The sequence below is a fragment of the Cupriavidus sp. H18C1 genome, from assembly GCF_049311595.1.
GTDB lineage: Bacteria > Pseudomonadota > Gammaproteobacteria > Burkholderiales > Burkholderiaceae > Cupriavidus > Cupriavidus cauae.
Window position 1 is genome coordinate 507,943 of record NZ_CP186009.1, and the last position, 24,656, is coordinate 532,598.

Consider the following 24,656-nt stretch of genomic DNA (forward strand, 5'->3'; position numbering starts at 1 on the left):
GGGAACGCCCTTGCGGGCACGCATGCAACCGTCCCCCTTGCTCGACGCCTCGCCCAACGCACCGCAGAAAGGACCGCACGACGCACCGAACGACGATCGCCGCGAGCAACCGGCCGCGGCACAGGCCCGTCGTCCGCGTTTTGCGCTGTCGTTGACGACCCGCATCGCGCTGGTCACCGCCGGCCTGTCGACGGTGCTCGGCACCGCGCTGGTGGTGGGCTCGCTGCAATCGGCCCATGCCGACCTGCGTGCCGCCCTGCAGGCGCAGCAGGATTCCGTGGTCAAGCTCACCGCGGAACAGCTCGACACCGCGGTCACCGATCGCCTGATCCTGCTCGAACACCTGGCCCCGCAATTCAAGACCATGATGGACGCGCCGCCGGCGCAGTTGCAGGCGATGCTGATCCGCGCGCTGCCGATTCCCGGCACCTTCAACGGCGCTGTCGTCGTTGACGCCAAGGGCATGCTGCTGGCCCGCGACGGCACCATGGTATCGGTCGCGGATCGCACCTACTTCCGCGAGACCGCACGCACGCTGGCGCCGGTGATCAGCCCGCCGATCCGGGCGCGGGCGGACGGTTCGGTTGGCGTGCTGCTGGCCGTGCCGATCGTCTCGGACGACAAGACCTTCCTCGGCCTGGTGGGCGGCTGGATCGACCTGGGCCGCTCCAACTTCCTGGTGGAAGTGCCGCACAGCCCGATCGGCAGCACCGGATTCTATTGCCTGGTTTCCGCCGGGCCTCAACCGGTCTACGTGCAGCACCGGTTGCAGCAGCAGGTGGGACGACCGGCGCGCGCCCAGGGCGAGACCTGCGGGGTGCAGGCGCAACCGGCCACGTTCGAGTTCGTGACCCCGCGCGAGCCGATCATCGCACGGTATTTGATGGCCACCACCGGCTGGGAGCTGGTCGCGGTGCTGCCGGCCAAGGAGGCCTTCCAGCCCTTGCACGCGATGCAGCAGCGCTTCCTGCTGTGGTCGGCGGTCGCGGTCGGCATGGTGGCGCTGCTGAACTGGTTCGCGGTGCACTGGATGTTCACGCCGCTGGCGCAGTTGCGGCGCGTGGTGCGCGACAGCGCGCGCGACCTGTCGGCCTATGAGCGGCTGTCGACCCATCGCCACGACGAGATCGGCGTGCTGGCGCGCGCCTTTGCCCGCCTGATGCGCGACGTGCGCGAGCGCCGCGAACAGCTGCATCGCAGCGAGGCGCGCCTGCGCGCGGTCACCGACACGCTGCCCTCGCTGCTGGCCTTCATCGACACCGACGAGCGCTACGTCTTCAACAACCTCGCCTACGAGCGCACCTTCGGCATTCCGCTCGAGCAGCTGCGCGGGCATGACGCTGCGCGAACTGCTGGGCGAGGCTCGCTACGCGCGCATCCAGCCGTACCTGCAGCAGGCGCTCGCCGGCACCGCGGTGACCTTCGAGACCGAATTCCACGATCCCGACTACCACTGCACCGAGACCAATTTCCGCCCCGAGTGGAGCGCCGACGGCAGCCGCGTCGAGGGCGTGCATGTCCATGTGCAGGACATCACCGCGCGCAAGCTCGAGACGCTGCGGCTGGCGCAGATCTCGCGCCTGGACCACCTGACGCAGCTGCTTAACCGCAGCGCCTTCGAGACGCGGCTGGCCGAAGCGATGGCGCGCAGCCGTTCGCAGGAGCGCTTGATGGCGCTGCTGTACCTCGACATGGACCGCTTCAAGGCGGTCAACGACCACTATGGACACGCGGCCGGCGACCAGCTGCTGCAGAGCTTCGCCAAACGCGTGCAGCGCTGCGTGCGCGAGCGCGACGCGGTGGCGCGCCTGGGCGGGGACGAGTTCGCCATCGTCATGGAGGACATCGACCGGCCCGATGTCGCGGTGCGCGTGGCCGGCGCGATCCTGCATTCGGTGGGCCGCCGCTTCTTCATCGAAGGCGCCTTCGTCGACGTCAATGTCAGCATCGGCATCGCGTTGTACCAGGGTGCCCCGATCACGTGGCAGCAGCTGGCCAAGGAGGCCGATGCGCTGCTGTACCGCGCCAAGGACGGCGGACGCGGGCGCTTCGAGATCGGCCCGCCGGAGCTGGCGAACCGGTCGCGCGAAGCGCGCTCGTAGGGCGACCTTCGCCGCCGGGGCCGCAATGCGCGTCGGCGGCATTCGCGGCATTCGCGGCATTCGCGGCACCGACAGCGGCATCCGGGCCACCGGCGGCACCAGCGGCAACCGCGGCACCGTCGGCGTATCCTAGAAGACCGATTCGTACCGTTCGTTCACAGGAGCCAGTCATGTCAGACCAGCAGCCCCCCAGCGACCCGCATCGAACAGGACAGCCTGGGCCAGGTACCCGTCCCCGCCGACCACCTGTGGGGCGCGCAGACCGAGCGCTCGCGCCAGAACTTCCGCATCGGCAACGAGAAGATGCCGCCGGCGCTGATCGAGGCATTTGCGATCCTGAAGCTGTGCGCGGCACGCGCGAACCGCGAACTGAACGTGCTCGACGCGGGGCTGGCGCAGGCGATCGAACAGGCCGCCGAGGAGATCATCGCCGGCCAGTGGCCCGACGAGTTTCCGCTGTCGGTCTGGCAGACCGGCTCGGGCACACAGACCAACATGAACCTGAACGAGGTGATCGCCAACCGTGCGATCCAGCTGCTCGGCGGCGAGGTCGGCAGCAAGCGGCCCGTTCATCCCAACGACCACGTCAACGCGAGCCAGTCGTCCAACGACAGCTTCCCGACCGCGATGCATATCGCCGCGGCGCGGGCGGTGCAGCGCCAGCTGCTGCCGGCGCTTGAGACGCTGCAGAAGACGCTCGGCAGCAAGGTCGAGGCCTTCGCCGATATCGTCAAGGTCGGCCGCACCCATCTGCAGGATGCCGTGCCGCTGACGCTGGGCCAGGAGTTCTCCGGCTACCAGGCGCAGGTCGCCGACGCGCAGGCGCGGCTGCACCAGGCCGTGCTGCGCGCGATGCCGGTGCCCCAGGGCGGCACTGCGGTCGGCACCGGCCTCAATGCGCCGGCCGGCTTTGCCGCCGCCTTCGCGCGCGCGCTGGCGGACTACACCGGCCTGCCGTTCGAGCCCGCCGCCAACCGCTACGCGCTGCAGGCCGCGCACGACGCGCTGGCCGACCTGTCGGGCGCGCTGAACACCACGGCTTCGTCCTTCCTGAAGATCGCGCGCGACTTCATGCTGCTGGGCTCGGGCCCGCGCGCGGGCTTTGCCGAGCTGCAGCTGCCGGCCAACGAGCCGGGTTCGTCGATCATGCCGGGCAAGGTCAATCCGACCCAGGCCGAGGCGCTGGCGATGGTCTGCTGCCGCGTGATCGGCAACCACACCACCATCACGCTGGCCAACGGGCTGGGCACGCTGGAGCTGAACGCCTACAAGCCGGTCATCGTTTACAGCCTGCTGCAGTCGGTTACACTGCTGGCCGACGCGGCGGCCAGCTTCGCCGAACACATGGTGGCCGGCGTCGAGGCGGACCGGGCGCGCATCGCCGACCTGCTCGAACGGTCGCTGATGCCCGTCACCGCGCTGAACCCGCATATCGGCTACGACAAGGCGGCCGAAATCGCCAAGCTCGCCGTGGCACGCAATCTGTCGCTGCGCGAGGCGGCGATCGCCTCCGGCCATGTCACCGCCGAGCAGTTCGAGCAATGGATCGACCTGAAAGGGATGACGCGCGAGGTGTAGCGCCGGCGCACCGGTGCTGGCGGCCACGTCCACGACGGCGCATACGGCCGCCCACACATGGAACGACCCTATCGACCGGCCCCGCGCTGCCGCGGCGGCCGGCGACAAACCCGCTTGAGACGGGCAGACGACGATCGGGGGGTAACAACGATCGCATTGACGAGATGATTCCTGCTCCCATTCCCGCCGATGACCAGCGGCGCCTCGACGCGCTGTACTCCCTGAACCTGCTCGATACCGCCGCCGAAGAGCGCTTCGACCGGCTGACCCGCCTGGCCAGGCGGCTGTTCGACGTACCGATCGCGCTGGTCAGCCTGGTCGACGCCAGGCGCCAGTGGTTCAAGTCCTCGTTCGGCCTGGCCGCCCGCGAAACGCCGCGCGAGCAATCGTTCTGCGGCCACGCGATCCTGCGCGACGATCTGCTGATCGTGCCCGATGCGCTGCAGGACCAGCGCTTTCACGACAACCCGCTGGTCACGGGCGCGCCCGGCGTGCGTTTCTATGCCGGCTGCCCGCTCGCGGTACGGGGCGGCGCCAAGGTCGGCACGCTGTGCCTGATCGACACCGAGCCGCGCGAGTTCGACAAGGACGATCAGGCGCTGCTGCACGATCTGGGTCGCCTGGCCGAGCAGGAACTGGAGTCGGCGCAACTGGCCTCGATGGACGACCTGACGATGCTGTCGAACCGCCGCGGCTTCTCGGCGCTGGCGCAGCATGCGCTGGCGGTCTGCCAGCGCCAGGGGATGCCGGTCACGCTGCTGTTCTTCGACATGGACGGCTTCAAGGCCATCAACGACCGCTTCGGGCACGCCGAGGGCGATCTGGCGCTGGCCGCCTTCGCCGACCACCTGCGCCAGGCCTTCCGCGAGTCCGACCTGATCGGACGGCTGGGCGGCGACGAGTTCGTCGTGCTGCTGGTCGACGCCTCGGCCGACCCGTGCGACGCGATGCTGGCCCGGCTGCGGCAAGTCGTGGACGCGTACAACGCGCAGAGCCAGCGCGGCTATGCGCTGGATTTCAGCGCCGGCGCGGTCGCCTTCGATCCCGCCCGGCACACCGGCATCGCGGACCTGCTGGCGCAGGCCGACCAGGCGATGTACGCCAACAAGCAGGCACGCAGGAAGGGAACGCCGCCCGCCGCGCCACAGTAACTCGCGTTGCGGCCGCCGCCGCGCCGTGTTACTGTCCGCCCATCCAGGAGAAAGCGAGCCTGCGGCGCGACAGCGCGGCGGCGGCGCTGCCGAAGCGCGTACCCCCGAAACGCTCAGGTACCGAAGACTGGAGACGACAACGAACTGGAGAGCGCCGCCATCATGGTTAAGCGATGACGGCCGCCGAAGGGGCAAACCGGGTCCGGGGCGGACGCGGTGAATCTCTCAGGCAAAAGGACAGTGGGGGCAGCCGGGTTGGCATCGACGATGCCGGCCGGCTGCCCCTTTTTGCATCCTGGAGCCTGAAATGAAAGTCATCGTGATGGGGGCCGGCGTGATCGGCGTGGCCTCGGCGTGGTATCTGTCCAAGGCCGGCCACGAGGTCGTGGTGCTCGAGCGCAATGCCGGCGCGGCACGCGAAACCAGCTTCGGCAACGGCGGCCAGATCTCGGTCAGCCATGCGGAACCCTGGGCCAACCCGTCGGCGCCGCTGAAGCTGCTCAGCTGGCTGGGACGCGAGGACGCACCGCTGCTGTTCCGCCTGCGCGCCGACCCGGCGCAATGGTCGTGGGGCCTGAAGTTCCTGCGCGAGTGTCCGGCCCGCCGATCCACCCGCAACATGATCCAGCTGCTCAACCTCGGCACCTACAGCCGCGCCAGCCTGCAGGCGCTGCGCGCCGAGACCGGCATCGAATACGATCATCTGACCCGCGGCATCCTGCACTTCTATACCAGCCAGAAGGAATTCGACGCGGCCATCGAGCCGGCGCGCATCATGCGCGAGCTGGGCTGCGAGCGCCGCGTGATCGGTCCCGACGAAGTGGTGAAGCTCGAACCGGCGCTGGCCTCGATCGCGCCGCGGCTGGCGGGCGCCACCTACACCAGCGAGGACGAGTCCGGCGACGTGCACCGCTTCACCACGGGGCTGGCGGCGCTGTGCGAGGCGCGCGGCGTGCGCTTCCGCTACGGCGTGCGCGTGCAGCGGCTGCTGGCCGAAGGCGGGCGCATGCGCGGGGTCGAGATCGCCGACGAGACCGGCGCCTACACCGTCGAGCAGGCCGACGCCTATGTGCTCGCGCTCGGCAGCTTCAGCCCGATGCTGGCGCGGCCGCTCGGCGTCAAGCTCGACATCTATCCGGCCAAGGGTTACTCGGCCACGCTGCCGGTGCTCGACCCGGAGCGCGCGCCGAGCGTCAGCCTGACCGACGACGAGTACAAGCTGGTGTTCTCGCGTCTGGGCGACCGGCTGCGCATCGCGGGCACCGCGGAGCTCAACGGCTATTCGATGGAGCTGAACCCGGTGCGCTGCGAGGCCATCGTGCGGCGCACGCTGGAGATCTTCCCCGGTGTCAGCCGTCCCGAACTGGCGCGCTACTGGACCGGCCTGCGACCCGCGACGCCGGGCAACGTGCCGTATATCGGCGCGAGCGCGGTGCAGGGGCTGTACCTGAACACGGGCCATGGCACGCTGGGCTGGACCCACGGCTGCGGCTCGGGACGCGCGATCGCCGAGCTGATCAGCGGCCGCGTGCCGGAAGTGGACTTCGGCTTCTGCGGTCCGCTGCCGGAGGCGCCGCGGATGGCGCGACCGCTCGCGCCGGTGGTCGCCACGCGCGCGGCCGCGTCGGAGCCGGCCGAGGCCTGATGCCCTGATACAGGCCTGAAACAACGACACCGGCGCGGCATCGACATGCGCGCCGGTGTTTTCGTTTTCATCGTTGGCGTGGATCCAACCGGCACGCATCGGGACGCGCATCGAGACAGGCATGCGGACATGCATCCGGACCCGCCTGCGCTCGAAAGCGTACCCGTTTCTGCGTGCGCCTTGCGCAAACCGTACCCGTTTCTGCGTACCCTTTCACGAGCGTCGACGGGACGGCTGATGACGATGAATCCCGCGGTAAAACCGCCGTGCCGGCACGCGATGGAAAGCGGCACCGTACCCGTTTCTGCGTAGCCGGAACTCGATCAATATGGACGCCGCGCGCAAAGCGTACCCGTTTCTGCGTGCCGGGCAGCGGTGCGAAACCAGGTCCTGCGCGACCGCGATGCGCCACCACCCCACCATCACGCCAGCACCGTCGCACCATCCCGCCATCGCCGGGCTCAGGCGATGGTATCCACCACGCCGCCATCGACCCGCAACGCGGCGCCGGTGGTCGCCGATGCCTGCGGCGAACAGACGTACACCACCATGTGCGCGACCTCCTCCACCGTGGCCGCGCGCTGGAGGATCGAGCTGGGCCGATGCGCCTTGACGAACTGGGCCGCCGCCTCCTCGATCGACAGCCCCGCCTTGTCGGCGTCCTCGCGCAGCATCTCGCGCAGGCCGTCCGACAGCGTCGGCCCCGGCAATACCGCATTAACCGTGACGCCGGTACCGCTGAGCCGTTTGGCGAGGCCGCGCGACACCGCCAGCTGCGCGGTCTTCGAGAAGCCGTAGTGGATCATGTCCTCCGGCGTGTTCAGCGCGGACTCCGACGAGATGAACACCACGCGGCCCCAGCCGTTCGCCGCCATGGCCGCCGGAGTACGCCCGCGCCAGCCGCACGCCCGACATCACGTTGACATCGAAGATGCGGGTCCAGTCCTCGTCGCTCAGTTCGTAGAAGTCGCGCGGACCGTAGATGCCGGCGTTGTTGACCAGAATGTCCACCGCCGGCTCCGCGGCCACGATGGCATCGCAGCCCTCGGCGCCGCCCACATCGGCCGCGACGCCGCGCACCGTGGCGCCCGGCACCTCGCGCACCACGTCGGCGATGGCGCCCTCGACGGTGTCCTGCTTGCGGCCATTGACGACGACGGTGGCACCGCTGCGCGCGAGGCCGATGGCGATGGCCAGCCCGATGCCCGCGGTCGAGGCGGTGACGAGGGCGGTCTTGCCGGTGAGATCGATCTGCATGAGTACCTCGCTATGCGATTCAAATACCGCTCAGGCATTGGTCCAGGTTCGAAGCCGAAGCCTCCCAGGCACGTAGCGCCCTTCGTTTTCCTTCGGCAGCGTTCATCTCTTCGCTGAGAAAGAAGTCCCGCTCCAGGACTACGCCCTGAACTTCGCGTTTGACCGTGACGCGGTGATACATGACTTTGCGGAGCGGGTCGTCTGGAAAGGCCTCGATCGGTCGATAGCTGAGCAAGGCCGTGAGGGTGTAAGGATTGTCCCGAACGGTCTGTCCGTCCAGCGGACCGCCAATGAACGTGATATTGAGGGTCTGTGCCAACGCATCGTTCATTCTTGTCTGCCAACCCTCTCCGCTTGCCTTGAACGCGTTGATGATCTCCTGCTCGTAGCGCACTGTGACAAGTTTCTTCGGGGACTCCATGGGTGGTCGACCACGCCGCCCCAGGCGCTTCATCTTCGCGAAGTCCTCCGAAGGAACCTCGTAGGTGTCCGGATCCTCGGCAATACCACGATTGATCGCGGCATCTTCCTCATCTGTCGGCATGATGAGCCTGGGTTTCTTCGACATAGCTCTTCACCTCTCTCTTGTTGGCCTTGCGCATGCTGATGATGTGCATGGCGTTGCCCCGCTGCGTGAAGACGACGCAATACAGGCGATTCGCAATCACGCCGAAGCCCACCTCTCGCACTTCACCGTAATCCCGGCGGCTGTCCACGTACGCCATCACCTCGGGCCAATCGAGCTTGTCGGCCATTGCCAGCGAGATGCCATGCTTCGCAAGGTTTGCGGCGTCCTTGCTGGAGTCGAATGTCGTCTCCATGGTTTATTGTAGTTACGGTTAATCTGCGCCGCAAGAACAGTCTGTAGTTGCAGATAAAAGGGGTCGCGAGCGACTGGGCGGCGCGGATGTCGAAAGGGGACTCGCGACGCGCGGATTGCATCACGCAGAACCCTTCGCTGCTATGTACAAAACGCGCGCGCTTTCACATCGGATCGGGATCAGAATTCCGGCGTCAGCAAGGGACGCAGAAATGGGTACGCCGAGCAGCGTTTTCTAGCGTGGCGGCACACCAGCGACCGTTGCTACGCCGGTCTCCGGAAACACCACGCGCACCCGCAGCCCCGGCTCGTTATCTTCCAGCGACAGCGTGGCGCGATGCACCTGGGCGATCTCGTCGACGATGGCCAGGCCCAGGCCGCTGCCGCCGCTGGGTGCATCGGGCAAGCGGTAGAAGCGATCGAGCACGCGGGCGCGCTGCTCGGGCGGGATGCCGGGGCCGTTGTCGGCGACGATCAGCGCGACGCGGCCGGCGTCGGCGCGCTGCACGCGCACGTCGACCTTGCCGCCGGCGGGCACATAGCGCAGCGCGTTGTCGATCAGATTGGTCAGCAGGATGCGCAGCGCGTCGGGGTCGCCCTGCACGGTCAGCCCGGCCAAGTCTCCATCGCGGCCATCGTGACCGCTGTGGCCATCCCGACCATCCCGACCATCCCGACCATTGCGACCGTCCCGACCCTCCCGACCGTCCCAACCATCCTCACCATGGCGACCATCGGCACCGCTGTCGCCATCGGTAGCGTCAAGCCCCAGGTCGATATGCCGATCGAGGGCGGCCTGCGTCATCTCGCCGACCACGGTCGCGGCCAGCGCCCGCAAGTCCACCGCCTGATGGCCGGCAACGGCCGCGCCGGGCTCGTGGCGCGCCAGCGTCAGCAGCTGCGTCACCAGATGCGTCAGCCGCTCGAGCCCGTCGCGCAGCTTGCCGATCGCCTCGCGGCGCGCCGGCTCGCTGTCGGCGCGTTCGACCAGTTGCGCCTGCAGCTGCAGCGCGGTCAGCGGCGTGCGCAGCGCGTGCGCGGCATCGGCGATGAACGCGCGCTGCGTGTCGATCGCGTCGGACAGCCGCGCGAGCAGCAGGTTGAGCGCCTCGGTCAGCGGCGCGATCTCGGCCGGCATCTGCGCCACCGCCAGCGGCGACAGCGCATTGGCATCGCGCTTGCCGACCTGCCGCGCGATCTCGCGCACCGGCCGCAGTCCGCGGCCCACCGCCAGCCAGACCATCCAGCCCAGCAGCGGCAGCAGCAACAGCAGCGGTGCGACGGTGCGCAGCGCCATCCGCGCCGCCACCTCGCGGCGCGCGCTCATCGGCTGCGCGATCTGCACCACCGCCGGCCCGAGCTGCACGCTGTAGATGCGGAACTCGCCGTCGTCGGTGCGCACGTTGGAGAAGCCCAGTTCCGCGCGCGGCGGCAGCGACGGCCGCGAATGCGACAGATAGAGGCTGCGGCCGGTACCGTCCCAGATATGGATCACCACGTCCTCGTCGGAGCGGAACAGGTTGTCGGTGCCGGGCGGCAGCGGCGGCGGCAGCGATGGCATCGCCGGGCCGCTAAACTGGCTCGGCAGCGCGAGCGCGACCTGCCGCATCTGGTAGTCGAACAGCGCGTTGGCCTCCTGCCGAGCCTGGCCGTAGATCAGCGCGGTGGCGGCGGCGATGCCGGCCAGCAGGCCGAGCGCCAGCCACCACAGCAGTGTCCGCTGGATCGATCGCATCAGCGCGCTCCCCTTGCCGCGTCGTCGATGCCGTCCGGTTCGCCACCCGGGTCGCCGCGTTGTCCGCCACGTGGATCGCCCCGCTGTCCGCCACCCGGTTCGCCACCCGGTTCGCCACCCGGTTCGCGACCCGGTTCGCGAGCTTCATCGAGCTTCGGACAGACATAACCGACGCCACGGATATTGCGGATCAAACCCTGGCCGAACTTCTTGCGCAGCGCGTGGATATAGACCTCGACCGTATTGCTGCCGACCTCGTCGTCCCAGCCGTACAGCTTCTCCTGCAGCTGCGGCACCGACCACACCTTGCCGGGGCGGGCCAGCAGCGCCGCCAGCAATGCGTATTCGCGCGCCGACAGATGGACCGGCTCGCCGGACAGCGTGACTTCGCGCGTGGCCGGATTGAGCACGATCGCGCCGTAGCGGACCAGCGGCTCGGCACGGCCCTGCGCGCGCCGCGCCAGCGCATGGATGCGCGCCACCAGCTCCTGCAGGTCGAAGGGCTTGACCAGGTAGTCGTCGGCACCGGCGTTCAGGCCGGCGACGCGATCGGCGACCGCGTCGCGCGCGGTCAGGATCAGCACCGGCGTGGCGACGCCGCGCGCCCGCATGCCGGACAATACATCGAGACCGGATCGGCGCGGCAGGCCAAGATCGAGCAGCACCAGATCGTGCTGCCCTTCGGCCGCGCCGCCGGCAGCGACGCCGGGCGGTTGGGTGGCGGCCGACAGGCCGGCCTCGCCGTCGCGTACCCAGTCCACCGCGAAGCCTTCCTGACGCAGCGCCAGCCGCACGGAATCGCCGATCATCGTGTCGTCTTCGATCAGCAGCACGCGCATCGCTTCGCTCCGTTCGTTGGCCACGCCGGGCCGGCTCGGCGGCTCATTGCCGATCGACCGCTTCGGCCAGCGCGTGCGCCAGCCCGGGCAGCGCGGGAAAGCGCGCGGTGATGACCTGCACCGGCACCGGCTCGAGGAACGCGCGCATGCGGCCCTTGTCGACGAAGCGCGCGTTGAAGCTGGACGCCGCCAGCGCCTCGACGAAGCGCGGCACGATGCCGCCGCCGATATAGACGCCGCCGCGCGCGCCGAGGATCAGCGTCACATCGGCCGCGACCGAACCGAGCAGGCCGCAGAACACCGCGAGCGCGCGCTGGCACAGTGCGTCGCCGCGCTGCAAGGCGCCCTCGGTGACCTCCGCCGCGGTCAGCGGCACGCGCACGGGCGTACCCGTTTCTGCGGCCAGCGCGGCATGCGTATGCGACAGGCCCATGCCCGACAGCAGCCGTTCGGCCGAGACGCGGCCGTGCTCGCGATGCGCGGCATGCCAGGCGATCCACTCGTCGTCGGTGGCCGGCATCAGTTCGACATGCCCGCCCTCCCCCGCCAAGGCCACGGGCCCCGCGCCGTGGCGGCCGGGGATCAGCCCCGACACGCCGAGCCCGGTGCCGGGGCCGATCAGGGCCAGCGGCGTGTCGGCCGCGGGCGTGCCGGCACGCACCGGCGCGAGCTCACCGGGCTGCAGATACGGCAGGGCCAGCGCCAGCGCGGTGAAGTCGTTCAGCGCCAGCAGCGTCTCCAGGCCCAGCGCCTGGCGCACCGCCTCGATCGAGAAGGCCCACGCGTGGTTGGTCAGCTTGACGCGATCGCCGGTAACCGGATTGGCAAGACCGATCGCCGCGTGGCGCGGCTGCGGGCCGGACAGCTGCGACAGGTATTGCCGCATCGCCGCTTCCAGCGACGGATAGTCGGCGACCTTCAGCGCGGTCACCGGTCCGATCGCGTCGGGCGCGGTCTGCAGGGCGAAGCGGACATTGGTGCCGCCGACATCGGCGAGCAGGCGGGGGTAGGTAGTCATCGCAGGGCGGAAAACATCGGGCGAAATTCGGGCCGTGGTGGCAACGCGTGCATTCAGGCTACGTGTTCGGGAGGCGTGTTCAGGCGGCGCGTTCAGGCAGCGTATTGAAGCGGCGTATCGAGTCAGCGTAGTCAGGCCTCGCAGTCAGGCAGTGAACACATCGAACCCATGCCGATGCCGGCTGGCCACCAGCCCCACCGGCAACGCGGGCCCCGGCTCCTGCAGGGCGCGCTCGAACACCTCGGCCTTGGCCGCGCCGGCAAACGCCAGGAACACGCGCTCGGCGGCCAGCAAGGCGGCCAGGTTCAGCGTCACGCGCGCATGCGGCGCGCTGGCCGGGCGCGTCACCACATAGCAGGGCGTATCGCCGTTCAGCGCTTCGCCGAGCTCCGGCGCATCGGCGAACAGCGACGCGGTATGGCCGTCCTCGCCCATGCCGAGCACCGCCACGTCGGGCTGGCGAAACGCGGCATTGAGTCGCACCACCGCCCGCGCGGGCTCGGACGCCTCGACCGCATCGGCGATCAGCGGCACGAAGCTGGCCGCGGCCGCGGCATCGCGCAGCAGGTGTTCCTGCACGAGGCGCGCGTTGCTGTCCTCGTGTCCGGGCGGCACCGCGCGCTCGTCGACCAGCGTGATGGTGACCGCGTCCCAGCGCACCGGCCGATAGCGCAGCCGCTCGAACATCGGCACCGGCGAGCGCCCGCCCGAGACGGCCAGCACCGCGTGTCCGCGGTCCTGGATGGCGAGGTCGAGCGCGTGGCTGACGGAGGTGGCCAGCGCTTCGGCCTGGTCCAGCAGCGAGGGATGTTCGAAGCGACGCATGGCGATTTCCGGTCAGGGTTCGTTGGGGCGGAGCGGCGGGCCGATCCGGCAAAGCGGGCGAGCCGGCGTCAGACCTCCTCGTGCCACAGCGCGTTGTCGCGCGAGAGCAGCGCGGACGAGGCGGCCGGCCCCCACGTACCCGCGGTATAGGGCTTGGGCGGCAGCGAACTCTCGGCCCAGGTGTCGATGATCGGCTCGACCCAGCGCCATGCCTGTACCTGTTCGTCGCGGCGCACGAACAGGCCGAGCCGTCCGCGTATCACGTCGAGTAGCAGGCGTTCGTAGGCGCCGGCGCGGCGCACCTTGAACGAGTTGGCGAAATCGAGATCGAGCGAGGTCGGCGTCAGCGCCACCGTGTCGCCGGGCTGCTTGACGAGGAAGTACAGCCGGATGCTTTCCTCGGGCTGCAGCCGGATCACCAGCCGGTTCTGCGGCGACAGCGTCAGCGGGCGCGGAAAGATGGCATGGGGCACGTCGCGGAAATGGATGACGATCTCGGCCACGCGCGACTGCATCCGCTTGCCGGTGCGCAGGTAGAACGGCACGCCGGCCCAGCGCCAGTTGGCGATCTCGGCCTTGATCGCGACGAAGGTCTCGGTGCGGCTGTCCGGCGCGATGCCGGCCTCTTCAAGGTAACCGGGTACCGGCTTGCCGGCGATGGCGCCGGCGCGGTACTGCCCGCGCACGGTCTTCTCGGCGACCTCCTGCGGCGAGATCGGCTTGAGCGCCTTCAGGATCTTGATTTTCTCGTCGCGCACCGCGTCTTCGGTCAGGCTGGTGGGCGGTTCCATCGCGACCATGCACAGCAGCTGCAGCAGGTGGTTCTGCACCATGTCGCGCAGCGCGCCGGTCTGGTCGTAGAAATCGCCGCGGCCCTCGACACCGAGCTCCTCGGCGATCGTGATCTGCACGTCCTGCACCCATTCGCGCCGCCACAGCGGCTCGAACAGCGCGTTGCCGAAGCGGATCGCCATCAGATTCTGCACCGACTCCTTGCCCAGGTAGTGGTCGATCCGGTAGATCTGCTCCTCGGCGAAGTAGCGCGCCACCGCCGCGTTGATCGCCTCGTTCGAATCCAGATCGTGGCCCAGCGGTTTTTCCAGGACCACGCGCACCTTGGGATGGTTCAGGCCGGTGCGGCCGAACTGCTCGCAGATCGGCACGAACAGATGCGGGGCGGTGGCCAGATAGCACACCACGACCTCGGGCTGGCGGTCCAGCACCTTGCGCGCCAGCGCGTCGAAATGCTCGGGTTTGCGGGCGTCGGCCTGCACGTAGCACAGACGCGCGACGAAGCTGGCCCAGTCGCCCGGCGGGGGCGTGTTCGAGGCCCGGCCGCATGCCCTGCTCGAGCGTGGCGACGTATTCCTCGGTGGTGGAAGGATGGCTGCCCGTGGCCAGGATGCGCGCCGCGGGATGCAACAATCCGGCGCGATGCGCGTCGAACAAGGCCGGCAGCAGTTTGCGCCTGGCCAGGTCACCGGTGCCGCCAACCAGCACCATGTCGAAATCGGGCATGCTCACCCTGACCTCCTTGTCGCTTGATAGAGACCCCGTAGCGCGGCCGTTGCGGCCAGTTTACGTGAGTCGCGGGCGCTTTGCGAGCCACGCGGCAACCGGCGGCGGCCGTGGTCGTGTGTGTGGCGGCGCGTGTGGCGGCCCGTGTCGCCACGAGGTGCGGCGGCGCGGCGGGCATGCTCCGTGCAAGCCCCTGCAACATGCGCTAGGCTGAACTGCGACGCGCCAAGCATTGAAGAATCCGCTGGAGAGAGCCCCATGCCCCATCCCGTACTCGAACAAGTGACGGCCCGCATCGTGGCCCGCAGCGCGCCGACGCGCCAGGCCTACCTGTCCCGCACGCAGGCCATGGCCGGCAGCAAGGTGCAACGCGCGCAGCTGTCCTGCACGAACCTCGCGCACGGCTTCGCCTCGATGCCCGAGCCCGCCAAGATCCGCCTGAAGGCCGAGGAACGGCCCAACGTGGCGATCGTTTCCTCGTACAACGACATGCTTTCGGCGCACCAACCGCTGGGAGAGTTCCCCGCCTGGATCAAGGAAGCCGCGTTGGAGGCCGGCGCGACCGCGCAATTCGCCGGCGGCGTGCCGGCGATGTGCGACGGCGTGACGCAGGGCCAGGACGGCATGGAGCTGTCGCTGTTCTCGCGCGACGTGATCGCGCAGGCCACCGCGGTCGCGCTGTCGCACCAGATGTTCGATGCGGCGCTGTACCTGGGCATCTGCGACAAGATCGTGCCGGGGCTGGTGATGGGGGCGCTGTCGTTCGGCCATCTGCCCGCGGTGTTCGTGCCGGGCGGGCCGATGCCGACCGGCATCCCCAACGAGGAAAAGGCCCGCATCCGCCAGCTGTATGCGCAGGGCAAGATCGGCCGGGAGGAACTGCTCGAGGCCGAGAGCAAGTCGTACCATTCGCCGGGCACCTGCACCTTCTACGGCACCGCCAATTCGAATCAGATGCTGATGGAGATCATGGGCCTGCATCTGCCGGGCACCGCCTTCATCAATCCCCCACACGCCGCTGCGCGAGGCGCTGACGCGCGAGTCCGCGCGGCATGTGCTGCGGCTGGTGCACCAGGGCGAGCGCTATACGCCCATCGCGCAGGTGCTCGACGAACGCGCCTTCGTCAATGGCATCGTGGGCCTGCTGGCCACCGGCGGCTCGACCAACCACACGCTGCATTTGATCGCGATGGCGCGCGTGGCCGGCATCGTGCTGACCTGGGACGACTTCGACGAACTGTCGGCGGTGGTGCCGCTGCTGGCGCGGGTCTATCCGAACGGCCAGGCCGACGTCAACGGCTTCCAGGCGGCGGGCGGCCTGGCGCTGGTGATCCGCGGCCTGCTGGCGCGCGGGCTGCTGCATGACGATGTCACCACCATCGTCGGACAAGGCCTGGAGGACTACACGCGCGAACCGGCGCTGCGCGAGGGCAAGCTGGTCTGGATCGACGGTCCGACCGAATCGCTGGACGCGTCGGTGGTGCGCGGCACCGGCGAGCCGTTCTTGCCGGACGGCGGCATCAAGGTGCTGGACGGCAATATGGGTCGCGCGGTGATCAAGACCTCGGCGGTCAAGGCCGAGCATCAGGTGGTGCAGGCGCCCGCGCGCGTGTTCCATCATCAGGACGACATGCTGGCCGCCTTCAAGCGCGGCGAGCTCGAGCGCGATTTCGTCGCGGTGCTGCCGTACCAGGGGCCGGCGGCCTGCGGCATGCCCGAGCTGCACAAGCTGACGCCGACGCTGACGGTGCTGCAGGACCGCGGCTTTCATGTGGCGCTGGTCACCGACGGCCGCATGTCGGGCGCCTCGGGCAAGGTGCCGGCCGCGATCCACGTCTGCCCCGAGGCGCTGAAGGGCGGCGCGATCGGCAAGGTCCGCGACGGCGACATCATCCGCGTCGATGCGCCGGCCGGCATCCTGACCGCGCTGGTGCCGCAGGCCGAATGGGACGCGCGCACGATCGACGTGCCGGACCTGAGCCGCCATCGCCATGGCGTCGGCCGCGACCTGTTCGGCAACTTCCGCCGCAACGTCAGCACGGCGGAGGAAGGCGCCTGCACGCTGTTCGCGGACGAGGCCTGAGCGGAAGCGGCGAGGGCCTGAGCGGCAAGGGGCGCGGCCCCTGCCTGCCAGCGCTAGGCGTGTCGCTGTGCGCCGCCTGGCGCGGATTGCGGCGGCTGGGGCGGCTGGGGCCGCTGGGCCGGCTGCGGCGTATGGGGCGGCGTATGGGACTGCATATGGGGCTGCGGCGTGTGGTTCAGCACCAGCGCGGTCTGTTCGCCCTGACCGCCATTGCCCGGCACGCGCAGCTCCTGCACCGGCACCGCGATATCGATGCCGACCGCCTGCAGCTCGCGCTTGACGCGCTCGTAGAAGGCGAAGCGCAGGTTCCAGTAGTTGTCGTTGGAGGTCCAGCAGCGCAGGTTCAGCGTCACGCCCTCGCTGGTGAAGTTGACCACCATCGCCTCGGCCGCCGGCACCTCGAGCACGCGCTCGTCGTCGGCCAGCATATGGCGCAGCACCCGCAGCGCGGTCTGCACGTCGGCGCCGAACGGCACCGTGACCTCGATATCGAGCCGGCGCGTCGGATTTTCGCTGTAGTTCGTGATCGCGCTGCCCCAGATCTTGTTGTTGGGCACACGCAGGCAGACGCCGTCGAACGTCGTCAGCTCGGTCATGAACAGCCCGGTCTCGCGCACGGTGCCGGCGATGCCCTGGGCGTCGATGTACTGGCCGACGCGGAACGGCCGCAGCAGCACCAGCATGATGCCCGCGGCGATGTTCTGCAGCGTGCCCTGCAGCGCCAGCCCGATCGCCAGGCCCGCGGCGCCGAGCATCGCGATGATGCTGGCGGTCTGCACGCCGAACTGCGACAGCACCAGGATCACGGTGACGACACGCACGACCCACTGCGTGACGCTGCCCAGCATCGGCCGCAGCGTCGCGTCGACATGCGGGCGATCGAAGGCGTGCAGCACCGCGTTGCGCGCGCGGCCGCTGAGCCACCAGCCGACCAGCAGGATGGCGAGCGCGGCCAGCACGTTCAAACCCTGGTGCACGGCCAGCTGCAGCAGATAGGCCCAGGTGGCCTGCAGCTTGTCGGCGTCGATGAAATTCAGATCCATGGCGTCGGCTCCGGAAAGGATGGCATCACGAAGGCGTCACGGTGCATCACGACGAACCTTCGCGGCGGGTATGCACCAGTTCGCCGGCATCGGGCAACGGCGTCTCGCTGCGCGTCAGCTGGCGCGGATCGAGTTGATGCGAGAAGCCCGCCACCGAGCCCATGCGGCGCTGGCGGTCCTCCGGCAGCGTCGGCCCGCTCTGGATATAGACGGTCAGCAGCTCGGCCAGATTGACCAGCACGTCCAGATGGGTCCGCTCGTAGCCATGCGAGGCATCGGCGCCGAAGCACAGCAGCGCGGTGCGCACGTCGTGGCCCGCGCTGACCGCGGCGCCCGCGTCCGAATGGTAGAAGCGGAACACGTCGCGATGGCTGGGGGATGCCATGCTCGTCGCACAGCCGCAGCAGGCGCCGCGTCAGGTGATAGTCGTGCGGGCCTGCCGAGTCCATCAGCGGAATCGTCACGCCTTCCTCGCGCGCGCCCTGCCCCGGCGCCACCGGGCCGATATCGATGCCGATCACCTCGCTGACGTCGTCCTCGATCACCGCGGTCGCGCCCGAGCCGACTTCCTCGGTCAGCGTAAACACCGCATGGCAGTCCATCGGCACCGAGGCGCCGCTCTCGCGCACGGCCTTCAGCGCGGCCAGCACCGCGGCGACGCCGGCCTTGTTGTCCAGATGCCGCGAGACGACATAGCCGTTGTCGAGGATCTCGGGGTTGGCGTCGAAGGCGACGAAATCGCCGACCTGGATGCCGAGCGCGCGCAGCTGCTCCGGCGTCGCCGCCGGTTCGTCGAGCCGCAGTTCGAGCTGGTCCCAGTTGACCGGCTGCGTATCCACCGCCTCGTTGTAGACGTGGCCCGAGGCCAGCAGCGGCAGCACCGAGCCGCGATGCCGGCCGTGTTCGGTAAACAGCGTCACGCGGCCGCCTTCGGCCCAGCGGCTGGACCAGGTGCCGATCGGCGCCAGCGCGAGCCGGCCGTTGGGCTTGAGCTCGCGCACCATCGCGCCGAGCGTGTCCAGGTGGGCGACGATCGCGCAGTCGGGCCCCATGCCGCTGTTGGCGCGGTTGCCGCGCAGCGTCGCGCGGATGGTGCCGCGCCGGGTCAGCTGGTAGGGGATGTCGAGCCCGTCGAGCACGTTGGCGGTGTAGTGCACGATCTCGTCGGTCAGCCCGGCCGGGCTGGGGATGGCGAGCAGCTCCAGCAACGCGGTCTTCAGGTACAGCCGGTCGATCTTCAGTTTCTGCATGGATGTCGATGCCTGGCGCCGCGCGCCCGGGGGACATGGCGCGCGAATCAGCTCAGGAATTAGCTCAGGAAGTAAAGGGGGAACAACAGATCGACGAAGCGCTCCGCGGTCGGCTGCGGCTCGTGATTGGCCAGGCCCGGCCGCTCGTTCGCTTCGATGATCACGTACTCGGGCTGGTCGGCGGCCGGCACCAGGAAGTCCAGGCCGACCACCGGGATGCGCAGCGCGCGCGCCGCCGTTTGCGCGGCCTCGCGCAGCACCGGATGCAACTGGCCGGTGACGTCGTGCAGCGTGCCGCCGGTATGCAGGTTCGCGGTCTTGCGCACCGGCACGCGCTCGCCCGCGGCGGGCACCGATTGCAGCGTCAGCCCCTGCGCCGCCAGGCAGCGCTCGGTCTCGGCATCGAGCGGAATGCGGCTCTCGCCGCCGGTGGCGGCGCTGCGCCGCGCGCTGTGGCGCTCGATCAGCGTCTTCAGGTCGGCCTGCCCATCGCCGACCACCTCGGCCGGCTTGCGGATCGCCGCGGCAACCACCTCGTAGCCGATCACCACGATGCGCAGGTCCTGGCCCGGGCAGAACGATTCGAGCAGCACGGTGCCGCCCTCCTGGTGCGCGGTCTCGATCGCGCTGCGCAGATGGTCCTCGGTGCGGACGTCGACGCTGATGCCGCGGCCCTGTTCGCCGAAGGCAGGCTTGACCACCACCGAACCGTGCTCGGCGAGGAAGGCCAGGTTCTCGGCATCGGTGCCGATCTGGCGCTGCGCCGGCACCTTCAGTCCGACCTGCTCCAGCCGCTTGCGGGTCAGCGCCTTGTCCTGGCACCAGGTCATCGCCACCGCGCCGGTCAGCTCGGACAGCGACTCGCGGCACAGGATCTCGCGGCCGCCGTAGCGCAGGCTGAAGATGCCGGCATCGGCATCGATGATCTCGACGCCGATGCCGCGGCGGCGCGCTTCCTTGACGATCAGCGCGGCGTACGGATTGAGGTTGTCGCACTCGCTCGAGCCGGCGAACAGCGGCTCGTTGATCGCGTTCTTGTGCTTGACGACGAAGCCGTCGACCTGCACGAAGCCGAGCTTGTGGTACAGGCCGATCGCATGCTGGTTGTCGTGCAGCACCGATAGATCGAGATGCTTGCGTCCGCGCGAAGCGAACAGCGCGATCAGCTCGCGCACCAGCGCCTGGCCGACGCCGGCCAGATGCGTCTGCGGATCGACCACCAGGCACCACAGGCTGCTGCCGCCGCGCTCGTCGCCGAAGGCCAGCAGATGATCGACGCCCATCGCCGAACCGATGATGTCGCCGGTCGATTCGTCCTCGGCGATCAGATAGACCACCGCGTCGTGGTCGCGTTGGCGCCAGACCGTGGCGGGGTCGAGCGGCACCATGTGGCGCGCCGCGTAGAGGCGGTTGATCGCGGCGATATCGGCGCGCGTCGTCAGGCGCCGGATCGTGACGCCCGCCGCGCCGGTTACGCCGGTCGAGGTCCCGCCGATCGCCGCCGCGGCGGCATCGCCGTCCTCGAGCGTGCGGCGGAACAGCAGCGACGGGTCGAGGAACAGCGTCTGCGGCGCCTCGGCCAGCAGCAGTTGCGGCGCTTCCACGTAGAGCGCGATATCGCGCCGGCCCGGCGCTTCCTGCTGCAGCTCGGCGGCCAGCCGCGCCGGCGATTCGAACGACGGCGCGAACATCAGCCGGCCCCAGCCGCAATCGAGCATCGCATTGGGGCGCGCCGACACCGGCGCGGGCGCGGGGCTCGGCTGCACGGCGGGATCCTGCTGCACCGGCGCGCCGCCGGCGTCGTGCATCACGGCGCGCGGCGGCTGCCCTTCGGCGCCGGCGGGCGCGCCGAGATGGAGCGAATCGGCCAGTACCGAGGGCTTGGCCGACGGCTTGGTCGACGGCTTGGTCGAAGGCTTCGTGGCTGGGCGGACTTCCGCATTGACGGTCGACATTCGATCTTTCTCCTCGTTGTTGTCCGTGTTCCGGCCCCTGTCGTTGCCGACACGGGGCAGCGGCCGCGCGCGGCGGCCGTTGGCTTCATCGTCAGAATGGGGGGCTGCCGGTCGGTCGCCAGTCATGGCCGGCCTCACAGGCCATGCGACTGCAGCCAGCCCTCGAGCAGCGCGACCTGCCACAGCTTCGAGCCCTTGAGCGGGGTGATGTGGGCGTCGGGGTCGGCCAGCATCGACTCGACCACGCCGGGCCGGTACAGGCCGCGCTGGCGTGCCGCGTCGCTGTCGATGAGGCCGCGCACGTAGTCGAGGAAGGGACCACGCAGGTACTTCAGCGCCGGCACCGGGAAATAGCCCTTGGGGCGGTCGATCACCTCGGCGGGAATGACCTGCCGCGCGGCTTCCTTCAACACGTGCTTGCCGCCCGCGGCGATCTTGTGACGCGCCGGCATGCGCGCGGCCAGCTCCACCAGCCGGTGATCGAGGAAGGGCACGCGTGCCTCCAGCGCATGCGCCATCGTCATGTTGTCGACGCGCTTGACCGGGTCCTCGACCAGCATCACGGTGGTGTCCAGCCGCAGCGCGCGATCGATCGCGCTGTCGGCGCCCGGCATGGCGAAATGCGCCGCCAGGAAACGGCCGCTCGGATCGTCGGCCAGCCATTGCGGCGACAGCAGCTCGGCCATCTCCGACTGCGTGCGGTCGAAGAACACCTTGCGGTAGGCCGCGACGCCGCCGTCGGCATCGGTATTGGCCGCCAGCGGCGGATACCAGTGGTAGCCGCCGAACACCTCGTCGGCGCCCTGCCCGCTCTGCACCACGCGGCTGTGGCGCGCCACCGCGGCCGACAGCAGATAGAAGGCCACGCAGTCGTGGCTGACCATCGGCTCGCTCATCGCGTGGATCGCATTGGGCAAGGCGTCCAGCAGATCGGCCGCGGGGATCATCATCTTCTCGTGGCGCGTGCCGAAATGCCGGGCCACCAGATCGGAATAGTGGAACTCGTCGCCGGCCTCGCCGCCGGCCGCCTCGAAGCCGATCGCATAGGTGCGCAGGTCGGGCGTACCCGTTTCTGCGAGCAAGCCGGTGATCAGGCTGGAGTCGACGCCGCCCGACAGCAGCACGCCGACCGGCACGTCGGCGACGGTACGCAGGCGCACCGCGTCGCGCAGCGCGGCCAGCGTCATGTCGCGCCATTCCTCGAAGGAGCGCGCCTCGTCGGCGGCGTCGTGGACGAAGTCGAGCCGCCACCAAGTACGGGTTTCGGTGCGGCCGTCCGCCTGCACGGTCATGTGCGTGGCGGGCGGCAGCTTGCGCACGCCCTGCACGATCGTATGGGGGGGCCGGCACCACGGCATGCAGCGTCAGGTAGTGATGCAGCGCGATGGGATCGAGCGCGGTATCGATGTCGCCGCCGGCCAGCAGCGCCGGCAGCGTCGAGGCAAAGCGCAGGCGCCGCGCGTCCTGGCTGTAGTACAGCGGCTTGATGCCGAGGCGGTCGCGCACCAGGTGCGTGATGCCGGTGTCGCGCTCCCACAGCGCGAACGCGAACATGCCGGCCAGGCGATCGAGCGCCGCGGGGGCCCCAGGCGTGCCAGGCCTTGATGATGACCTCGGTGTCGCCCGTCGACGAGAAGGTGTAGCCGCGCGCGCTCAACTCCTCGCGCAGCGCGTGGTGGTTGTAGATCGCGCCGTTGAAGACGATGCCCATCCCCAGCGCGTTGTCGATGAAAGGCTGATGGGCGCGCTCGGACAGATCCATGATCCGCAGGCGCCGATGCCCGAAGGCGCGCCGGCCCAGGCCGAACAAGCCTTCGCCGTCAGGGCCGCGCGCGGCCTGCACCCGCGCCATGTCGGCCACGGCGTGAAGGTCCGCCATCTGTTGATCGAAACGTATTTCTCCTGCGATACCGCACATCGATGGTCTGCTCCCTTCCCGCAGGCGCGCGGGACCTCCTTGCTTATCGCACGGGGCGATGCCGGGTTCTGCCCGCGCTCATCCGACGCAATGTCGGAATTCGCCTACAGATAATCGAAATTGACAATATTTTCGGGACAGATCGATGGAGAAATGGTTTCCGTGAATATTTGGCACGGCCCGGGCGAACGGGCGCGAGCCCTTGCTGGGCAAGGGCTGCAGCGGATTGGAAAAATTTTGGAAAGAGTGCCGCCGGCGTCGCTTTCAGCAGCGTGGCCGCACGCAGAAACGGGTACGGTCGGCTGGGACTCCGGTCGGACTCCGGTCGGACTCCGGTCGAACTCTGGTCGAACTCCGGGCGGAATCAGGCGGGATTCAGGTAGCCCCGGGGCTGTCGTGGAGCCGGTTGCGGTTCGCCAGCGCCGGGAACAGCCGCATCCACACGGCCACCACCACCAGCGTGCCGATGCCGCCGAGCAGCACCGCGCCGACCGGACCCAGCCAGGCCGCCGTCACGCCGGACTCGAATTCGCCGAGCTGATTGGAGGCGCCGATAAAGACGGAGTTGACCGCGCCGACGCGGCCGCGCATGTCGTCCGGCGTATCGAGCTGGACCAGCGTCGAGCGCACCACCACGCTGATCATGTCCGAGGCGCCCAGCACCACCAGCGCCAGCATCGACAAGGGCAGCAGCGTCGACAGCCCGAAGCAGATCGTCGCCAGGCCGAACAGCGCCACCGCGCCGAACATCACACGGCCCACCTTGCGTTCGAGCGGATGACGGGCCAGCCAGATCGCGGTGGCCAGCGCGCCGATCGCCGGCGACGAGCGCAGCAGCCCCAGGCCCCACGGACCGGTATGCAGGATGTCGCGCGCGTAGATCGGCAGCAGCGCGGTCGCGCCGCCCAGCAGCACCGCGAACAGGTCCAGCGAGATCGCGCCCAGCAGCACCGGCCGGCCGCGGATATAGGCAAACCCGGCGAACAGCGTGCTGATGCTGACCGGGGCGGTCAACCGCTGCGGCCGCTGCCGCAGCTTCAGCAGCGTGATCAGCGTGGCGGCCGCCAGGAACAGCAGCGCGCCGATGCCGTAGACCACGCCGGGGCCCGCCACATAGGCAAAGCCGCCGAGCGCCGGGCCGACGATGATCGCCGTCTGCGTCGCCGAGCTCGACAGCGCGACCGCGCGCGGCAGCTGGCGCGGCGTTACCACGCTGGGCAGCAGCGCCTGCAGCGTGGGGGTTTCGAAGGCGCGGGTCGCGCCGAGCAGCGCGACGAACACGAAGATGTGTTCGTGCCGGACCCAGCCGGCGAGGCTCGCCGCCGCCATGCCGAGGGCAATTGCCGCTTCGGTCAGCTGGCAGATCCGCACGATCTGGCGGCGGTCGAAGCGGTCGGCGACGTGGCCCGACATCAGCAGCAGCACCACCGACGGCAGGAACTGCACCAGGCCGACCAGTCCCAGCATCAGCGCATCGCCGGTCAGGTCGTACATCTGCCAGCCCACCGCCACGGTCAGGATCTGGTAGCCGATCGTCGTACAGAGACGGGCGCACCAGAACATGCGGAAACCGGGGTCGCGAAAGACCGAATCCGGATCGGAGGCAGCCGGGGTGCTGCTGGCAGGGGTGGGAGGCATGGCGGGAGAGAGAAGCGGCGCCGCCTTGTGCGGTGGCGGCTGCCGGGACAGCGGGACGCCGGTGCAGGGGCCATGGGTGGCGCATGGCTTGCCTCGCCGGCAAGCCGCAATTCTAGCGGAGCGGCGCCAGGCGCGCTGGACGTTACATGAATCCCTGCTGGCAGCGCGGTGTTGGCCTCGTGCAACGTCGACCATCACGGCGGGGCAGCTTTGCCACGCTTGAGAATGCTTCGCATTTATAATTCGCCGCTTCTTGGGTGACGCCGACGCCGTGATGTCGC

The 24,656-nt window shown here is 69.4% G+C and carries 13 protein-coding genes, 7 pseudogenes and 1 riboswitch; of the genes and pseudogenes, 5 read left to right on the forward strand and 15 right to left on the reverse strand.

All coding sequences use genetic code 11. From position 1 onward, the window contains the following. The first annotated feature begins 22 nt into the window (after positions 1 to 22). The 4 genes and pseudogenes from OJJOAM_RS18130 (at position 23) to OJJOAM_RS18145 (ending at position 6,476) form a co-directional block, all read left to right on the forward strand. Positions 23 to 2,102, forward strand: a pseudogene (locus tag OJJOAM_RS18130) (diguanylate cyclase domain-containing protein). A gap of 201 nt (positions 2,103 to 2,303) precedes the next feature. Beyond that, positions 2,304 to 3,680 (forward strand): class II fumarate hydratase, encoded by a 1,377-nt coding sequence (fumC, locus tag OJJOAM_RS18135; RefSeq protein WP_422650956.1) that lies wholly within the window; start codon positions 2,304 to 2,306, stop codon positions 3,678 to 3,680. Positions 3,681 to 3,844: 164 nt separating this feature from the next. After that, positions 3,845 to 4,831, forward strand: a complete 987-nt coding sequence (locus OJJOAM_RS18140) for a diguanylate cyclase domain-containing protein (RefSeq protein WP_422650629.1) — start codon at positions 3,845 to 3,847, stop codon at positions 4,829 to 4,831. Positions 4,832 to 4,965: 134 nt separating this feature from the next. Next, positions 4,966 to 5,082: riboswitch (glycine riboswitch) on the forward strand. 56 nt (positions 5,083 to 5,138) lie between these two features. Beyond that, entirely contained in the window at positions 5,139 to 6,476 is a 1,338-nt protein-coding gene (locus tag OJJOAM_RS18145; RefSeq protein ID WP_422650630.1) for a D-amino acid dehydrogenase, read from the forward strand. A 461-nt stretch (positions 6,477 to 6,937) separates the two neighbouring features. On the opposite strand, the pseudogene OJJOAM_RS18150 reads toward OJJOAM_RS18145, so the two are convergent. From OJJOAM_RS18150 to zwf, 8 genes and pseudogenes are all read right to left on the reverse strand, one after another. Beyond that, positions 6,938 to 7,733: pseudogene (locus tag OJJOAM_RS18150) on the reverse strand (SDR family NAD(P)-dependent oxidoreductase). A 304-nt stretch (positions 7,734 to 8,037) separates the two neighbouring features. Continuing rightward, a pseudogene (locus tag OJJOAM_RS18155) lies at positions 8,038 to 8,301 on the reverse strand (BrnA antitoxin family protein); the annotation flags it as partial. After that, on the reverse strand, positions 8,264 to 8,554 hold the full coding sequence (locus tag OJJOAM_RS18160) for a BrnT family toxin (RefSeq protein ID WP_422650631.1): 291 nt from the start codon (positions 8,552 to 8,554) through the stop codon (positions 8,264 to 8,266). The pseudogene OJJOAM_RS18155 and the gene OJJOAM_RS18160, both read right to left, overlap by 38 nt. 234 nt (positions 8,555 to 8,788) lie before the next feature. Beyond that, complete coding sequence (locus tag OJJOAM_RS18165) at positions 8,789 to 10,288, reverse strand: sensor histidine kinase (protein ID WP_422650632.1); 1,500 nt, start codon at positions 10,286 to 10,288, stop codon at positions 8,789 to 8,791. Then, entirely contained in the window at positions 10,288 to 11,127 is an 840-nt protein-coding gene (locus OJJOAM_RS18170; protein WP_422650633.1) for a response regulator, read from the reverse strand. Before OJJOAM_RS18170 ends, OJJOAM_RS18165 begins: the two co-directional genes overlap by 1 nt. A 43-nt stretch (positions 11,128 to 11,170) precedes the next feature. After that, entirely contained in the window at positions 11,171 to 12,145 is a 975-nt protein-coding gene (glk, locus tag OJJOAM_RS18175) for a glucokinase (protein WP_422650634.1), read from the reverse strand. A 144-nt stretch (positions 12,146 to 12,289) separates the two neighbouring features. After that, positions 12,290 to 12,970 carry a 6-phosphogluconolactonase gene (gene pgl / locus OJJOAM_RS18180; protein WP_422650635.1) on the reverse strand — a complete coding sequence of 227 codons (681 nt, stop codon included), beginning with the start codon at positions 12,968 to 12,970 and terminating at the stop codon, positions 12,290 to 12,292. Between the two features lie 68 nt (positions 12,971 to 13,038). After that, positions 13,039 to 14,488 (reverse strand): annotated as a pseudogene (gene zwf / locus OJJOAM_RS18185) (glucose-6-phosphate dehydrogenase). Positions 14,489 to 14,746: 258 nt separating this feature from the next. Here zwf and edd point away from each other — a divergent pair. After that, positions 14,747 to 16,571 (forward strand): annotated as a pseudogene (gene edd / locus OJJOAM_RS18190) (phosphogluconate dehydratase). A 53-nt stretch (positions 16,572 to 16,624) separates the two neighbouring features. On the opposite strand, the gene OJJOAM_RS18195 reads toward edd, so the two are convergent. The 7 genes and pseudogenes from OJJOAM_RS18195 to OJJOAM_RS18225 all read right to left on the reverse strand — a co-directional run bounded on the left by OJJOAM_RS18195 (position 16,625) and on the right by OJJOAM_RS18225 (position 24,375). Next, positions 16,625 to 17,614 (reverse strand): mechanosensitive ion channel family protein, encoded by a 990-nt coding sequence (locus OJJOAM_RS18195; protein ID WP_422650636.1) that lies wholly within the window; start codon positions 17,612 to 17,614, stop codon positions 16,625 to 16,627. Further along, positions 17,605 to 18,864: an osmoprotectant NAGGN system M42 family peptidase gene (locus OJJOAM_RS18200; protein ID WP_422650637.1), complete on the reverse strand. Its 1,260-nt coding sequence runs from the start codon at positions 18,862 to 18,864 to the stop codon at positions 17,605 to 17,607. The genes OJJOAM_RS18195 and OJJOAM_RS18200 overlap by 10 nt, the downstream gene beginning before the upstream one ends. 59 nt (positions 18,865 to 18,923) lie before the next feature. Continuing rightward, a complete protein-coding gene (gene ngg / locus OJJOAM_RS18205) occupies positions 18,924 to 20,819 on the reverse strand; it encodes an N-acetylglutaminylglutamine synthetase (protein ID WP_422650957.1) in 1,896 nt (631 codons plus the stop codon). Between the two features lie 134 nt (positions 20,820 to 20,953). Further along, positions 20,954 to 22,177: an N-acetylglutaminylglutamine amidotransferase gene (locus OJJOAM_RS18210; RefSeq protein WP_422650638.1), complete on the reverse strand. Its 1,224-nt coding sequence runs from the start codon at positions 22,175 to 22,177 to the stop codon at positions 20,954 to 20,956. A gap of 118 nt (positions 22,178 to 22,295) precedes the next feature. Then, a pseudogene (locus tag OJJOAM_RS18215) lies at positions 22,296 to 22,373 on the reverse strand (hypothetical protein); the annotation flags it as partial. Positions 22,374 to 22,452: 79 nt separating this feature from the next. Continuing rightward, a pseudogene (locus OJJOAM_RS18220) lies at positions 22,453 to 22,737 on the reverse strand (N-acetylglutaminylglutamine amidotransferase); the annotation flags it as partial. Positions 22,738 to 23,112: 375 nt separating this feature from the next. Next, a complete protein-coding gene (locus OJJOAM_RS18225; protein ID WP_422650639.1) occupies positions 23,113 to 24,375 on the reverse strand; it encodes an MFS transporter in 1,263 nt (420 codons plus the stop codon). Positions 24,376 to 24,656: the final 281 nt, after the last annotated feature.

Excerpts from the sequence above, each read along its gene's own strand:
- OJJOAM_RS18140 (WP_422650629.1), top strand. The coding sequence starts at position 3,845 with ATGATTCCTGCTCCCATTCCCGCCGATGACCAGCGGCGCCTCGACGCG.
- OJJOAM_RS18145 (WP_422650630.1), top strand. The coding sequence starts at position 5,139 with ATGAAAGTCATCGTGATGGGGGCCGGCGTGATCGGCGTGGCCTCGGCG.
- OJJOAM_RS18160 (WP_422650631.1), bottom strand. The coding sequence starts at position 8,554 with ATGGAGACGACATTCGACTCCAGCAAGGACGCCGCAAACCTTGCGAAG.
- OJJOAM_RS18165 (WP_422650632.1), bottom strand. The coding sequence starts at position 10,288 with ATGCGATCGATCCAGCGGACACTGCTGTGGTGGCTGGCGCTCGGCCTG.
- OJJOAM_RS18170 (WP_422650633.1), bottom strand. The coding sequence starts at position 11,127 with ATGCGCGTGCTGCTGATCGAAGACGACACGATGATCGGCGATTCCGTG.
- glk (WP_422650634.1), bottom strand. The coding sequence starts at position 12,145 with ATGACTACCTACCCCCGCCTGCTCGCCGATGTCGGCGGCACCAATGTC.
- pgl (WP_422650635.1), bottom strand. The coding sequence starts at position 12,970 with ATGCGTCGCTTCGAACATCCCTCGCTGCTGGACCAGGCCGAAGCGCTG.
- OJJOAM_RS18195 (WP_422650636.1), bottom strand. The coding sequence starts at position 17,614 with ATGGATCTGAATTTCATCGACGCCGACAAGCTGCAGGCCACCTGGGCC.
- OJJOAM_RS18200 (WP_422650637.1), bottom strand. The coding sequence starts at position 18,864 with ATGCAGAAACTGAAGATCGACCGGCTGTACCTGAAGACCGCGTTGCTG.
- ngg (WP_422650957.1), bottom strand. The coding sequence starts at position 20,819 with ATGTCGACCGTCAATGCGGAAGTCCGCCCAGCCACGAAGCCTTCGACC.
- OJJOAM_RS18210 (WP_422650638.1), bottom strand. The coding sequence starts at position 22,177 with ATGCCGTGGTGCCGGCCCCCCCATACGATCGTGCAGGGCGTGCGCAAG.
- OJJOAM_RS18225 (WP_422650639.1), bottom strand. The coding sequence starts at position 24,375 with ATGCCTCCCACCCCTGCCAGCAGCACCCCGGCTGCCTCCGATCCGGAT.